General features: G+C 60.4%; 15 protein-coding genes. 9 read left to right on the top strand and 6 right to left on the bottom strand.

Annotated elements, in window-relative coordinates; all coding sequences use genetic code 11:
• Window positions 1-153 precede the first annotated feature (153 nt).
• Together rhtA and LIY45_RS25760 are read left to right on the top strand one after the other, a co-directional pair.
• Window positions 154-1,041: a threonine/homoserine exporter RhtA gene (gene rhtA / locus LIY45_RS25755; RefSeq protein WP_226478037.1), complete on the top strand. Its 888-nt coding sequence runs from the start codon at window positions 154-156 to the stop codon at window positions 1,039-1,041.
• Between the two features lie 167 nt (window positions 1,042-1,208).
• Entirely contained in the window at window positions 1,209-1,490 is a 282-nt protein-coding gene (locus LIY45_RS25760; RefSeq protein WP_076016657.1) for a hypothetical protein, read from the top strand.
• Window positions 1,491-1,502: 12 nt separating this feature from the next.
• Here the strand turns inward: LIY45_RS25760 and LIY45_RS25765 are convergent, their stop codons facing one another.
• A complete protein-coding gene (locus LIY45_RS25765; protein ID WP_226478072.1) occupies window positions 1,503-2,063 on the bottom strand; it encodes a TetR/AcrR family transcriptional regulator in 561 nt (186 codons plus the stop codon).
• Between the two features lie 87 nt (window positions 2,064-2,150).
• Here LIY45_RS25765 and LIY45_RS25770 point away from each other — a divergent pair, with 87 nt between their 5' ends.
• Together LIY45_RS25770 and LIY45_RS25775 are read left to right on the top strand one after the other, a co-directional pair.
• A complete protein-coding gene (locus LIY45_RS25770) occupies window positions 2,151-2,882 on the top strand; it encodes an SDR family oxidoreductase (protein WP_076016655.1) in 732 nt (243 codons plus the stop codon).
• 35 nt (window positions 2,883-2,917) lie between these two features.
• A complete protein-coding gene (locus LIY45_RS25775; RefSeq protein WP_226478038.1) occupies window positions 2,918-3,508 on the top strand; it encodes a 2-hydroxychromene-2-carboxylate isomerase in 591 nt (196 codons plus the stop codon).
• On the opposite strand, the gene LIY45_RS25780 is transcribed toward LIY45_RS25775, so the two are convergent.
• From LIY45_RS25780 to LIY45_RS25790, 3 genes are all read right to left on the bottom strand, one after another.
• Window positions 3,505-5,313, bottom strand: a complete 1,809-nt coding sequence (locus LIY45_RS25780) for an aminopeptidase P family protein (protein ID WP_226478039.1) — start codon at window positions 5,311-5,313, stop codon at window positions 3,505-3,507. The two genes, LIY45_RS25775 and LIY45_RS25780, sit on opposite strands and share 4 nt — an antisense overlap.
• A gap of 36 nt (window positions 5,314-5,349) precedes the next feature.
• Complete coding sequence (locus tag LIY45_RS25785) at window positions 5,350-6,510, bottom strand: aminotransferase class V-fold PLP-dependent enzyme (protein WP_226478040.1); 1,161 nt, start codon at window positions 6,508-6,510, stop codon at window positions 5,350-5,352.
• 228 nt (window positions 6,511-6,738) lie between these two features.
• A complete protein-coding gene (locus LIY45_RS25790) occupies window positions 6,739-7,008 on the bottom strand; it encodes a hypothetical protein (protein ID WP_226478041.1) in 270 nt (89 codons plus the stop codon).
• 397 nt (window positions 7,009-7,405) lie between these two features.
• Here LIY45_RS25790 and msuE point away from each other — a divergent pair, with 397 nt between their 5' ends.
• From msuE to LIY45_RS25810, 4 genes are read left to right on the top strand one after another with little or no spacing between them, the layout of a single operon-like run.
• Window positions 7,406-7,969 carry an FMN reductase gene (msuE, locus tag LIY45_RS25795; RefSeq protein ID WP_017476818.1) on the top strand — a complete coding sequence of 188 codons (564 nt, stop codon included), beginning with the start codon at window positions 7,406-7,408 and terminating at the stop codon, window positions 7,967-7,969.
• A 9-nt stretch (window positions 7,970-7,978) separates the two neighbouring features.
• Entirely contained in the window at window positions 7,979-9,124 is a 1,146-nt protein-coding gene (ssuD, locus tag LIY45_RS25800; protein ID WP_003210130.1) for an FMNH2-dependent alkanesulfonate monooxygenase, read from the top strand.
• A gap of 47 nt (window positions 9,125-9,171) precedes the next feature.
• Window positions 9,172-10,359, top strand: coding sequence for an acyl-CoA dehydrogenase family protein (locus LIY45_RS25805; RefSeq protein WP_226478042.1), 1,188 nt, complete (start codon window positions 9,172-9,174; stop codon window positions 10,357-10,359).
• Between the two features lie 11 nt (window positions 10,360-10,370).
• Window positions 10,371-11,474, top strand: a complete 1,104-nt coding sequence (locus LIY45_RS25810; RefSeq protein WP_003210127.1) for a sigma-54 dependent transcriptional regulator — start codon at window positions 10,371-10,373, stop codon at window positions 11,472-11,474.
• Here the strand turns inward: LIY45_RS25810 and LIY45_RS25815 are convergent.
• On the bottom strand, window positions 11,466-11,828 hold the full coding sequence (locus tag LIY45_RS25815) for an antibiotic biosynthesis monooxygenase (RefSeq protein ID WP_226478043.1): 363 nt from the start codon (window positions 11,826-11,828) through the stop codon (window positions 11,466-11,468). The genes LIY45_RS25810 and LIY45_RS25815 overlap by 9 nt on opposite strands.
• 90 nt (window positions 11,829-11,918) lie before the next feature.
• On the opposite strand from LIY45_RS25815, the gene soxR reads away from it, so the two are divergent.
• A complete protein-coding gene (soxR, locus tag LIY45_RS25820) occupies window positions 11,919-12,368 on the top strand; it encodes a redox-sensitive transcriptional activator SoxR (protein WP_226478044.1) in 450 nt (149 codons plus the stop codon).
• A 138-nt stretch (window positions 12,369-12,506) separates the two neighbouring features.
• Here soxR and LIY45_RS25825 read toward each other — a convergent pair whose 3' ends face one another.
• Window positions 12,507-13,277, bottom strand: a complete 771-nt coding sequence (locus LIY45_RS25825; RefSeq protein WP_226478045.1) for a MetQ/NlpA family ABC transporter substrate-binding protein — start codon at window positions 13,275-13,277, stop codon at window positions 12,507-12,509.
• Between the last annotated feature and the right edge of the window lie 13 nt (window positions 13,278-13,290).

A 13,290-nucleotide genomic window follows, 5' to 3' on the forward strand; every position in this document is an offset into this window, starting at 1 on the left:
TAGCTTTTCTATCAATTCGTCCCGACAATCATAAAATCTGCCTATATATAGAGAAATGCGGGACAAACTGAGCAATATATTGCTCATCGCCACACAGTTAAGCATCATAGCCACTTCTGCTTCTTTAAATACGACCTCGGACGAACACCCTCAATGACCACTTCACCCCGTAGCCTGGCCTCGACATTGTTTCCGGTCGGCCTGCTACTCATTGCCATGGCCTCCATTCAATCAGGCGCATCACTCGCCAAAAGCATGTTCCCCATTGTGGGCGCCCAAGGCACCACCACCCTGCGCCTGATTTTCGCCAGCGTGATCATGTTGCTTCTATTGCGCCCCTGGCGCGCCAAGCTCACAGCCAAGTCGCTACAGACCGTGATCGTTTACGGGATGGCCCTGGGTGGAATGAACTTCCTCTTCTATATGTCGCTGCGGACCGTTCCGCTAGGCATCGCAGTAGCCCTGGAATTCACCGGCCCACTAGCCGTCGCCATTTATGCTTCGCGACGCGCTGTGGACTTTCTCTGGATAGCCTTGGCCATCATTGGCCTTCTGCTGCTGATCCCCATGGGAGAAGCCAGCAACGGCATCGACCTGACAGGCGCCGCTTACGCACTGGGCGCAGGTGTGTGCTGGGCGCTCTATATTCTCTTTGGGCAAAAGGCCGGCGCTGACAACGGCGTACAAACCGCCGCCCTAGGCGTAATGATTGCCGCACTGTTTGTCGCGCCGATCGGAATCGTCCACGCGGGCGCGGCATTACTCACTCCCTCCCTGATCCCGATCGCCATTGGTGTCGCCGTTTTATCCACCGCCCTGCCCTACACCCTGGAGATGGTAGCGCTGACTCGCCTGCCCGCCCGCACATTCGGAACCTTGATGAGTATCGAGCCCGCATTCGGCGCCCTGTCCGGCCTGTTTTTCCTTCAAGAACACTTATCCTTGGCGCAGTGGCTAGCGATCACCTGCATTATTCTGGCCTCGGTTGGCGCAACCCTGACCATGCGTAACGAATCAAAGCCACTCGTGCCCGCAGATTGATTCAGGATTTGACGTACCTCTGGCATTTGCCGCTCAATTAGGCCATGTTTAGGCCGTAACCCAGTGTCACTCATGGAGATTTTAGATAAGGACATCATGAACGCTACAGTCGAGAGCGAGCAAAGCCAGCGTCGTGCTGTTAAGCGAGGCGGCTATTAAGGATAGGAATGAAGCGAATTTTGATGCTGTTGATGATTGTGGCGATTGCAGGTTGTGCCGCGACCACCAAGACCGAAGTGAAACGGGGAAAGAAGGGGCTGCATATCAACTGCTCGGGCCTGTCCTCCTCCTGGGACAAGTGCTACGCCAGTGCAGCCAATTCATGCGGCGCCAAAGGCTATAAAGTCATCGCCAAGTCAGGCGACAACGCCGAAGACCCAGGCGACTACCCGTTCGGCCTCAACCCCGCCGGCTATACCAGCCGAAGCATGATCGTCATCTGCAAATAACTGTCGACACTCTCACAGCCTCGACAGCTGTTGACTGAGCACATCGTAGTTCGATGACATGACCTGCGCCTGCACCTGCGGGCTGACCATCATCCGCGCCACCACCAAGGCGCCGATGCATTGCGACAGAATCGACCAAGCCAAATCCTCGCTGCCCAGCGTTGCAGCCCAGCCCGCCTGCAATCGGCAAATCCAGTCCTGCGCCTGTTGGCGTACCGCCACATCAGACCGTGCAATCTCCGCCCCCAGGCTCGGCAACGCACAGCCCGCCTCCGACTGCTCCACATGGGCCATGCTCAAATAAAACTTCAAACAGCGATCCAGCCGTTCCCGACTCTGCACACCATTGCCATTCAAGCGCTCAAGGCTATGGCTCAATTCACGCTCGACAATCGAGCTGAACAATTCGTCCTTCGAGGCGAAGTGGCTATAAAAGGCACCGCCACTCAAGCCAATGGCTTTCATCAAGCCATCCACCCCGATGCTGGCAAACCCTTCTTTCTTCGCCAAGGCCGCACTGCTATCCAGCAGCTTCTCTTTGGTTTCCTGCTTATGACTGGCCGAATATCGCATCACTTCCCTCTCTGTTGTCCGCTTGACGCCTGTGGGATCGTAGCATAACGTTCGTTTGGCAAACGATCGTTTACTAAAGGATCTCCCATGACGAACAACAAGAAAATCGTACTGGTAGTGGGTGCCGGCGATGCCACCGGTGGCGCCATCGCCAAGCGCTTTGCCCGTGAGGGTTATGTCGCCTGCGTTACCCGGCGCAGCGCCGATAAACTGCAACCCTTGGTGGAAAGCATCCAGGCTGCAGGCGGAGAAGCGCATGGCTTTGCCTGCGATGCGCGCAAGGAAGAGGACGTTATCGCCCTGATCGAACAGATTGAAACCGAGTTGGGGCCCATTGAAGCCTTTGTCTTCAACATTGGCGCCAATGTGCCGTGCAGTATCCTGGAAGAAACTGCACGCAAGTACTTCAAGATCTGGGAGATGGCCTGTTTCTCAGGCTTCCTCAACGCACGGGAAGTGGCCAAACGCATGGTCACCCGTAATCGCGGGACCATCCTGTTTACCGGGGCCACCGCCGGCTTGCGTGGCGCCGCCGGTTTTGCCGCATTCGCCGGAGCCAAACACGGGATCCGCGCACTGGCGCAAAGCATGGCTCGCGAACTGGGCCCGCGCAATATCCACGTCGCCCACGTGGTCGTGGATGGCGCCATCGACACTGACTTCATCCGCGACAACTTCCCGCAAAAATACGCCCTCAAGGATCAGGACGGTATTCTCAACCCCGAACACATCGCCGATAACTATTGGTACCTGCATAGCCAGCCGCGGGACGCCTGGACCTTCGAGCTGGACCTGCGCCCCTGGAATGAACCCTGGTAAGCACGCCCCATAACAATAAACAGCGAGTACCCAGCATGAGTAAAACCGTGGAGTTCTTTTTCGACCTCGGCAGCCCGGCCACCTATTTGGCCTATACCCAGCTTCCAAGCCTATGCGCGACAACCGGAGCCCAGTTGATTTATAAACCAATGCTACTGGGCGGCGTATTCAAAGCCACCGGCAACGCGTCGCCGGCCACCGTTCCCGCCAAGGGCCGCTACATGTTCCAGGACCTGGCGCGCTATGCCCAGCGCTACAACGTCCCGCTCAAGTTCAATCCGCACTTTCCCATCAACACCTTGCTGTTGATGCGTGCGGTCACCGGCATTCAAATGCGCCAGCCCGAGCGCTTTCTCGACTTCATCGACTGCCTGTTCCACGCACTTTGGGTAGAGGGCCGTCACTTGGGAGACCTGTCCGTGGTAGCCACAGTGCTGGCCGAACACGGCTTTGATCCCGAAGAAATCCTGGCGCTGAGCAATGATGACGAGGTCAAGGCGGCCCTCAAGGACAACACCGAACACGCCATCCAACGTGGCGTATTCGGTGCCCCCAGCCTGTTTGTCGGCAACCAGCTGTTCTTTGGCCAGGATCGCCTGGACTTTGTGCGTGAAGCGCTGAACTAGATCGCAGCCGTACGCACCTGCAACCACTCCAGCGCAGCGCCACTGAGCAGCGGGCTCAGGCGCTCGCGCACTTGGGCATGGTAGTCGTTGAACCACTGGCGCTCTTCCACCGTCAGCAGCGACGGCTCAAGGCAACGGGTGTCGATCGGGCACAGGGTGAGTGTCTCGAACTTGAGGAACTCGCCAAACTCGGTCTTGCCCGCTTCACGGTTCAATACCAGGTTCTCGATGCGCACGCCCCAACGGCCCGGACGATAAGTGCCCGGCTCGATGGACGTAATCATGCCCGCCTGCATCGCCGTTTGCGGCGCAGCGACGGCTTGGTAAGCGATCACCTGCGGACCTTCATGCACATTCAGGAAATAGCCTACGCCATGGCCGGTGCCGTGGCCGTAGTCCACGCCTTCCGCCCAGATCGGCGCGCGGGCGATGGCGTCCAGCAACGGCGAAAGAATACCCTTGGGGAAATGCGCGCGGGACAAGGCAATCACACCCTTGAGTACACGCGTGCAGTCGCGCTTCTGCTCTTCGCTTGGCGTGCCGATAGGCACCATCCGCGTGATATCGGTCGTGCCGCCCAGGTACTGGCCACCCGAGTCGATCAGCAGCAACCCATCGCCTTCGATCAGCGCGTGCTCTTCTTCAGTCGCGTGATAGTGCGGCATCGCGCCATTGGCGTTGAACGCGGCAATCGTATTAAAGCTCAACGACACATAACCCGGGCGACGGGCACGGGCCGCTGTCAGGTGTTCATCAATGGTCAGTTCGGTGATGCGCTCACGGCCCAACGCGCTGTCGAGCCAGGCAAAGAATTCACACAGGGCTGCGCCATCCTGCTCCATGGCCTGGCGAATATGCTCGGCGTCCGCCAGGCTTTTGCGCGACTTGGCCAAGGTGGTCGGGTTCAGGCCTTCGATCAGCGTCACGCCATTGCCCAGGTTCTCCAGCAAGCCAGCAGTCACCCGTGCCGGGTCGACCTGCACACTGGCGCCCGAAGGAATGTCCTGCAACGCCGCCGCAACTTCGCTGTAATCCCGCAAGGTCACGCCATCCTGTTCCAGCACGGCGCGCAGCTCGGCGTCGACCTTGCTCAAGGCCACAAACAGCGTCGCCTGCTGCTGGCCAATCAAGGCAAAGGACACAAACACCGGATTGAACGAAACGTCGCCGCCGCGCAGGTTAAACAGCCAGGCAATGTCGTCCAGGGTCGCGATGAAATGCCAGTCGGCGCCCTTCTCCTTCAAGCTGGCACGCAGGGCTGCGAGCTTCTCGCCACGGCTGACGGTGGCCTGAGGCGGCAAATGCTGATAGATCGGCTGGTTCGGCAAGGTTGGGCGGTCTTGCCAGACTTCATTCAACAGGTCGATATCCGTACGCAAGCGTGCACCACGTGCCTCCAGCTTGCTGCCTAAAGTGCGAGCCGATGCAACGGCCATGACCGCGCCATCCACGGCCACCACACCGCCTTCCGGCGTCTGTTCCGCCAGCCACTCCAGCGGCCCGGGCTGACCCGGTTGCAGCTTGACCAACTCGATACCGCTGCCCTTGAGTTCCTTGGTCGCCTGTTCCCAATAACGGCTGTCTGCCCATACACCGGCGAAATCAGCGGTGACAATCAGCGTGCCCACCGAACCATGAAAACCCGACAACCACTGACGGCCCTGCCAGTAACCCGGCAGGTATTCGGACAAGTGCGGGTCGGCCGACGGCACCAACAGGGCATGAATGCCCTCGCGGCTCATCAGTTCGCGGGTGTGCGCCAGGCGCTGGGGAACCGTTCCATGGGTCAAAGGCTGTGTGCTCATCGTATCTCCTGCTAACCACTAATAATTGTTATGGGGTCAAACGGCCCAGAAAGCCGGTGCGCTGGCCAGTGCGGCCTTGATCAGTTGTACCGCCTGATCGATGTCCTGCTCGGTGGTAAACCGCCCGAGGCTCAAGCGAATGGTGCGACCTGCGCTGCGGGCATCATGGCCCAGCGCCAGAAGCACGTGGGACGGAGCATTGCTCGCCGAATTGCAGGCCGAAGTGGCCGAGAAGGCGATGCCGGCACTCAACGCGGCGGAATTGAACTCGCCCTCGCTGAACGTCAGGCTCAAGGTGTGGGGAATACGCTGGGTAAGGCTGCCATTGAGGCGCACCCCGGCAATCGTATTCAGCTGTTCCAGCAGGCGCTCGCGCAAGGCAACAATGGTCGCCTTCTCCTCGGCAAAGGACGCGGCCGCCAGTGCGAACGCAGTCCCCATGCCGGCAATCTGGTGAGTCGCCAGGGTGCCGGAACGCAAGCCGCCTTCATGACCACCGCCGTGAATCTGCGCCAGCACTTTCTGCTGCGCACGTGGGCCGACGTACAGCGCGCCGATACCCTTGGGACCATAGAGTTTGTGGGCGGAAAATGACATCAGGTCCACCGGCCACTCAGCCAGGTCAATCGCGACCTTGCCCGCGCCCTGCGCCGCATCCACGTGAAACAGCGCGCCGTGCTCACGCACTCGTGCGCCAATCGCCTGAATATCGTTGAGGGTGCCCAGCTCGTTGTTCACCAGCATCAGCGACACCAGGAAGGTGTCCTCACGCAATGCTTCGCTTACCGCCTCGACGCTGATCAAACCTTCGGCGTCCGGCACCAGGTACGTCACCGCAACCCCGGCTTCCTGCAACTGGCGGGCGGTATCCAACGTGGCCTTGTGTTCAATCTGGCTGGTGATGATGTGCCCGCCGGCCACACCTCGCGCCTGGGCGACGCCCTTGATGGCGAGGTTGTTGGACTCGGTGGCACCGGAGGTCCAGACGATCTGTGCCGGCTCCGCGCCGACCAGCTCAGCCACCTGGCCTCGCGCCTGTTCAACCGTTTTCCGGGCCTGTTGGCCGAACGCATGGGAACTGGACGCAGGGTTACCGAAGTTGGCGTTGAAGCCCAGGCACTCGACCATCACCTGGATGACCCGCTCATCCACCGGCGTGGTGGCGGCGTAGTCGAAATACAGCGGACGTTTATTCATGACGTTAAAGACTCGCAGAGCATGTTCCCGAGAACAACGTCTCAGGGGCAGCGATCAGGAAGGAAGATGGTTTACCTGATCCCGTGCCGTTAAAGAAAGACCACTTTATTTAAAAGTGCGTAGGAACGCTCCTGAAATTCAGCTTAACAGGCTCCGGGAAACGGATGGCAAACAAAAAACCCGAGGTTCCTGTGGGAAACCTCGGGTTCTTCAGACCTGGCCACTGACTCAACTGGGGCGACCGTGGAGCGTCACGCCGCGCCCGGCATTCATTTCACCCTGCTGGTCGAAACCGAAGGTTTTCTGTGGCTGGCCGCTCAGCTCGGCTTTCTTCTGTTGGTATTCATCAAATGACAGACCCCGACGGCTCAGGGCTTCCAGCGCCAGTTCCTTGCTCTCTTCAGCCGTGTACCCACGCAGTTCAGGTGACGAATGTGTCGCACAACCGGCAAGGACTGAGGTGACAAGCAATACGGAAATGGCGAGAAAACGGTTCATGGCGAAGGTCCTGCGAAACGGGCTGAAGTCAATGAGCACAGGCTACTCCCGGCCCTGCACGGTGAAAAATCATCAGCCGTGATAGTCGCTATCAACCATTGCGACACCCGTGATAGCCACACCTCATATTCCATAAAGAACTATAAATATGGAAATACGTTCATTTACGGAATAAATACAACACTCTATAAATGGCCTCAACGCGCACGCCACTGTTCGCCTGGCAACTGTTGCCCAGGCAACAGTCATTCAACAAAACACCAGGCAGGCAACACCGCCATTTTCCGACACCTGGCACAGAGCCCGCGCCAGTCAAAGGCTGCACGGTTTGGTACAGCTCTTGCTCAAGCCCTGCTACTGCTCTTGCCCTGAGCCACTGTTGAAAAAGGAACTGTTGATGACTCGTCCACTGAATGTCGTTGCCCTCTCCGGCGGAACCTGGCGTCCGTCCCGCACCTTGGTGTTGACCCAGGCCGTGCTGGCCGAACTGGCCAATCAATTGCCAATCCAGACCACCCTGATTGAACTGGGCGACATTGCCCGGCCGCTGGGCGGCGCACTGTCCCGCCAGGAACTGCCCGCCGACGTCGAGGCGCAACTGCACGCCATCGAACAGGCCGACCTGCTGATCGTCGCCGCCCCGGTGTATCGCGGTTCTTACCCTGGCCTGCTCAAGCATCTGTTCGACCTGGTCGACCTCAACGCCCTGATCAACACCCCAGTGTTGCTGGCGGCTACCGGCGGCAGCGAACGCCACGCCCTGGTACTCGATCACCAGTTGCGCCCGCTGTTCAGTTTCTTCCAGGCCCTGACCCTGCCCATTGGCGTGTACGCCACCGAGGCCGACTTCACCGACTACCAAATAACCAGTGAGCCTTTGAAGGCCCGTATTCGCCTTGCTGCAGAACGCGCCGCGCCGTTGTTTGCCGCGCATCCCACCTCTCTGCTGAAAATCGCTTAAGGATTTGTCATGGATGTTTTCTGGTTTCTGCCTACACACGGTGACGGTCATTACCTGGGCACCACTCAAGGCGCTCGCCCGGTCACCCTCAACTATTTGAAACAAGTCGCCCAAGCTGCGGACAACCTCGGCTACCACGGTGTGCTGATCCCCACCGGCCGCTCCTGCGAGGACTCCTGGGTCATCGCCTCGGCGCTGGTGCCACTGACCGAACGCCTGCGCTACCTGGTGGCGATTCGCCCGGGGATCATTTCGCCGACCGTCTCCGCACGCATGGCCGCCACCCTGGACCGCCTGTCCAATGGCCGCCTGTTGATCAACGTGGTGACTGGCGGCGACCCCGACGAAAACCGTGGCGACGGCAGCTTCCTCGATCACAGCGAACGCTACGAAGTGACCGACGAATTCCTCAAGATCTGGCGCCGCGTGTTGCAGGGCGAATCGGTGGACTTCGAAGGCAAACACCTGCGGGTGCAGAACGCCAAGGCACTTTACCCGCCGGTGCAGAAGCCATATCCGCCCTTGTACTTCGGCGGTTCCTCGGACGCTGCCCATGACCTCGCCGCCGAACAAGTCGACGTGTACCTGACCTGGGGCGAACCACCGGCCGCCGTCGCGGAAAAACTCGCCGACGTGCGTGAGCGCGCCGCCCGCCACGGTCGCACCGTCAAGTTCGGGATTCGCCTGCATGTGATCGTGCGGGAAACCGAAGAAGACGCCTGGAAAGCCGCCGCCAAACTGATCGAACACATCAGCGACGAAACCATCGCCGCCGCGCAAAAATCCTTCTCACGCTTTGACTCCGAAGGCCAGCGGCGCATGGCCGCCCTGCACGACGGGCGCCGCGACAACCTGGAAATCGCCCCCAACCTGTGGGCCGGCGTCGGCCTGGTGCGTGGCGGCGCGGGCACGGCCTTAGTCGGCAACCCCCAGCAAGTTGCCGAGCGGATCAAGGAATACGCGGACCTGGGCATCGAAAGCTTCATCTTCTCCGGCTACCCGCACCTGGAAGAGGCGTATCGCTTTGCCGAACTGGTGTTCCCGCTGCTGCCTGAACCCTACGCGAGCCTGGCCGGGCGCGGCGTCACCAACCTCACCGGACCGTTCGGCGAAATGATTGCCAACGACGTCCTGCCGGCAAAAGCCAAGGCCTGACTTGCCGTCTGCCGGGGTACGCCCCGGCACACCATGAGGAATCCCGCGTGACAGCCAAACCCAACAGCGTCCTGCCCTCACCGTTGCAGACAGCCAAACTGCTGGCCGCCGAATTTGCCCTCACCGCCGTCGAACGTGACGAGCGCGGCGGCACACCCAAGACCGAACGTGACGCCCTGCGCCAAAGCGGCTTGCTGGCCCTGAGCATCCCCACCCAATACGGCGGCCTCGGCGCCCGCTGGAGCGAGACCCTGGAGATCGTTCGCGAGTTCGCCAAAGTCGACAGCTCCATCGCCCACGTCTTCGGCTTTCATCACCTGATGCTCGCCACCGTTCGCCTGTTCTCCCGCCCGGAGCAATGGCAACCCTGGTTCGAACAAACCGCGCGCAAAAACTGGTTCTGGGGAAACGCACTCAACCCGCTGGACACGCGCACGGTGGTCAAGGCCTACAAAGGCTGGCGCGAATTCTCCGGCAAGAAGAGCTTTTGCTCCGGCGCCAGCGACTCGGAAATGCTAATTGCATCGGCCGTGGATGAAAGCGCCGGCGGCAAACTGCTGATCGCCGCCATCCCCAGCGGGCGCAGCGGCATCACCCTGCACAATGACTGGAACAACATCGGCCAGCGCCAGACCGACAGCGGCAGCGCCAGCTTCGAACGGGTACGCGTAGAGGAGTCGGAATTGCTGCTCGACCCCGGCCCGCTGAGCACACCCTTCGCCTGCCTGCGCCCGCTGATCGCCCAGTTGACCTTCACCCATATGTTTCTCGGCATCGCCGAAGGCGCCTTTGCCGAAGCCCGGAATTACACCCTGACCGAAACCCGGCCCTGGCATAAATCCACGGTGCAGGACATCCGCCAGGACCCGTATGTGCTCAACCACTACGGCGAATTCTGGGTCGCCCTTGAAGGCGTGCGCCTGCTGGTGGAACGTGCCGCCGAGCTACTGGACCAGGCCTGGGCCAAAGGCCCGAGCCTCAGCGAAAGCGAGCGCGGCGAACTGGCCATTGCCATCGCCACCGCCAAGGTCGCCGCCACCCGCAACGGCCTGGAGCTGTGCAGCCGCCTGTTCGAAGTCACCGGCGCGCGCTCCACCCACGCCTCCCTGCGCCTGGACCGGCACTGGCGCAACCTGCGCACGCAAACCTTGCACGATCCGGTGGATTACAAACTCCACGAACTGGGGGACTGGGCGTTGAACCAGTCCCTACCGATTCCCACGTTCTACTCCTAGAAGAGGTGCCCATGCAGCTTTTAACCTTACCGCCCTCGCCCGCTCTTGCGACCTCGATCCGCGCCACGGCCCAGGTCTTCGAAGACCCGAAATCCCAGGCGCTGCTGGCGCACATCCAGCAAGTCGCGCCCAGCGAAGCCAGCGTGCTGATCATCGGCGAAACCGGCACAGGTAAAGAGCTGGTGGCGCGCCATATCCACAACCTCAGCGCGCGGCGCAATCGGCCGTTCGTGGCGGTAAACTGCGGCGCGTTTTCCGAATCCCTGGTGGAAGCCGAGCTGTTCGGCCATGAAAAAGGCGCCTTCACCGGCGCCCTCAGCGCCAAGGCCGGCTGGTTCGAAGAGGCCGACGGCGGCACCCTGTTCCTCGATGAAATCGGTGATTTGCCGATGGCGATTCAGGTCAAGCTGCTGCGGGTACTCCAGGAGCGCGAAGTGGTGCGCCTGGGCTCACGCAAAAGCATTCCCATCGACGTGCGGGTATTGGCGGCCACCAACGTTCAGTTGGAAAAAGCCATCAACGCCGGGCATTTCCGCGAAGACCTCTACTACCGCCTTGACGTGGTCAGCCTCGAACTCAGCCCGTTGCGGGACCGGCCCGGCGACATCCTGCCCCTGACCCGGCACTTTATCGAAGCCTACAGCCAGCGCCTGGGTTACGGCCCGATCACGATCAGCCGCGAGGCCGAGCAGAAACTCAAAAGCTACAGTTGGCCGGGTAACATCCGCGAGCTGGAAAACGTGATCCATCACACCCTGCTGATCTGCCGCAACGGCGTGATCGAACGCGACGACCTGCGCCTGTCGAACATGCGCATCGAGCGTCAGGATGACAGCCAGCACGGCACCGACAATAGCGCCGAAGCCCTGCTGGAACGCGCCTTTCAAAAACTCTTCGAGGAACAGGCCGGCGCCCTGCATGAAAAGGTCGAGGACGCACTGCTGCGCGCCGCCTACCGCTTCAGCCATTACAACCAGGTGCACACCGCCAACCTGCTGGGCCTGAGCCGCAACGTGACGCGTACCCGCTTGATCAAGATCGGCGAGCTGGCCGTGAACAAGCGCCGCCCCGGCGAAAACGTACAGGGCGAGCGCATGCTGCACCTGTCAATTTAGGCGGCAGTGCAAGGCGTTGTCATGGCTGCGCTCGATACTGCGCAGCACCTGGAACGAACCGAAGGTCACTGCCGTGGCCTGGTGGGCGCGTATCAGCGTCCAGAAATCTTCTTCACCGTGCTCAAAACACCTGAAGGCCGCCTCACCGTCCTCGCGGGAGCGCCATTGCCAGTAGCTGAGCACCCGCCGGCCATCATCGCTGACCTGCACGCTGGCATTGATAAAGCCGCCGTGGTCCTGGGCCAGGCGCTCGCTTTGGGATGACAGGGCCGCTACCAACGCGGATTGCTGCTGAGGTTCGATCTGGAACTCGACCATCTGGGTGAAACTCAGACTCTTCTCTAATACCTGCATGAACATTCCCCTCTCACTGTAGGCAAAATCTTGCGATTCAATGCCACGCAGGGTAAAACCTCTAGTTAAGTCAAGGTCAAGGGCTTTTTCATGGTCACCAAAGAACTCACCGTCGGCCAATTGGCGGCGCGCAGCGGCGTCGCCGTTACCGCCCTGCACTTCTACGAAACCAAGGGTTTGATCAAGAGCAGCCGCAACGCCGGCAATCAACGGCGCTACTCGCGGGACGTGTTGCGCCGGGTGGCGGTGATCAAGATTGCCCAGCGTTTGGGCATCCCTCTGGCGACGATCCATGAGGCACTGCAAACCCTGCCCGATGGCCGCACGCCCACCGCCGCTGACTGGGAGCGCCTGTCTGCCGCGTGGCGTGAGGACCTGGACCGGCGCATCGACAAACTGATGCTGCTGCGGGATAGCCTCAGTGGCTGTATTGGCTGTGGGTGTCTGTCGCTGGAGGCGTGCCCGTTGCGTAATCAGGATGACGTTCTCGGTGAGCGCGGGACTGGCGCGCAACTGGTGGAGCCTACCCCTGATCCTTGATGTGTAAACCCAATCAATGTGGGAGCTGGCTTGCCTGCGATGCAAACACCTCGGTTCCTCTGGCGAACCGCGCTGATGCCATCGCGGGCAAGCCCGGCTCCCACAAAAGCCAGCTCCCACCTTGGATCTGTCTGGGTCTTAGAAGCCCGGAGCAATCTGGCCTTTGTAGCGGGTCAGGATGAACTGGCGCACTTCATCGGAGTTCAACGCCTTGGCCAGTTTCTGGATGCCCGGGTCGTTGATATTGTCCGGGCGCGCTACCAGGTACTCGACGTACAGGCTCTTGCCCTTCTCGACGATCAACGCGCTGTTGGTGTCGATCCCCGCTTCCAGGGCGTAGTTGGCGAACACGAATGCCAAGTCCACCTGGCTCACCGAGCGGGCCAGCAACGCCCCTTCCAACTCACGAATTTTCAGGTGCTTGGGGTTTTCGACGATGTCCCGTGGGGTGGCCAGGGTGTTGCTCGGGTCCTTGAGTTTGATCAGGCCGGCTTCATCCAGCAGCACCAGCGCGCGGCCGGTGTTGACCGGGTCGTTGGGGATCGACACCGTGGCGCCGTCTTTCAACTCAGCGATGTTTTTGATCTTGGTCGAATAGGCACCAAACGGCTCGATGTGCACGCCAACCACCGGCACCAGATGGGTATGCCGGGTTTTGTTGTAGTCATCCAGAAAAGGCCGGTACTGATAGTAGTTGGCGTCGATGTTCTTCAGCGCCAGTTGCTGGTTGGGCTGGATGAAATCGGTGAAGACCTTGATTTGCAGGTCCACGCCTTCCTTGGCCAGCACGGGTTTGACGAACTCCAGAATCTCCGCGTGAGGCACGGGCGTGGCGCCGATGACCAGCGTCTCGTTGGCAAAGGCGTTGAAGGACAAGACAGCGGCCAAGATGGCCAGGGATTTTTTCATGGTTGCTCCGAAG

The organism is Pseudomonas sp. MWU16-30323 (genome assembly GCF_020515595.1).
Lineage (GTDB): Bacteria > Pseudomonadota > Gammaproteobacteria > Pseudomonadales > Pseudomonadaceae > Aquipseudomonas > Aquipseudomonas yamanorum.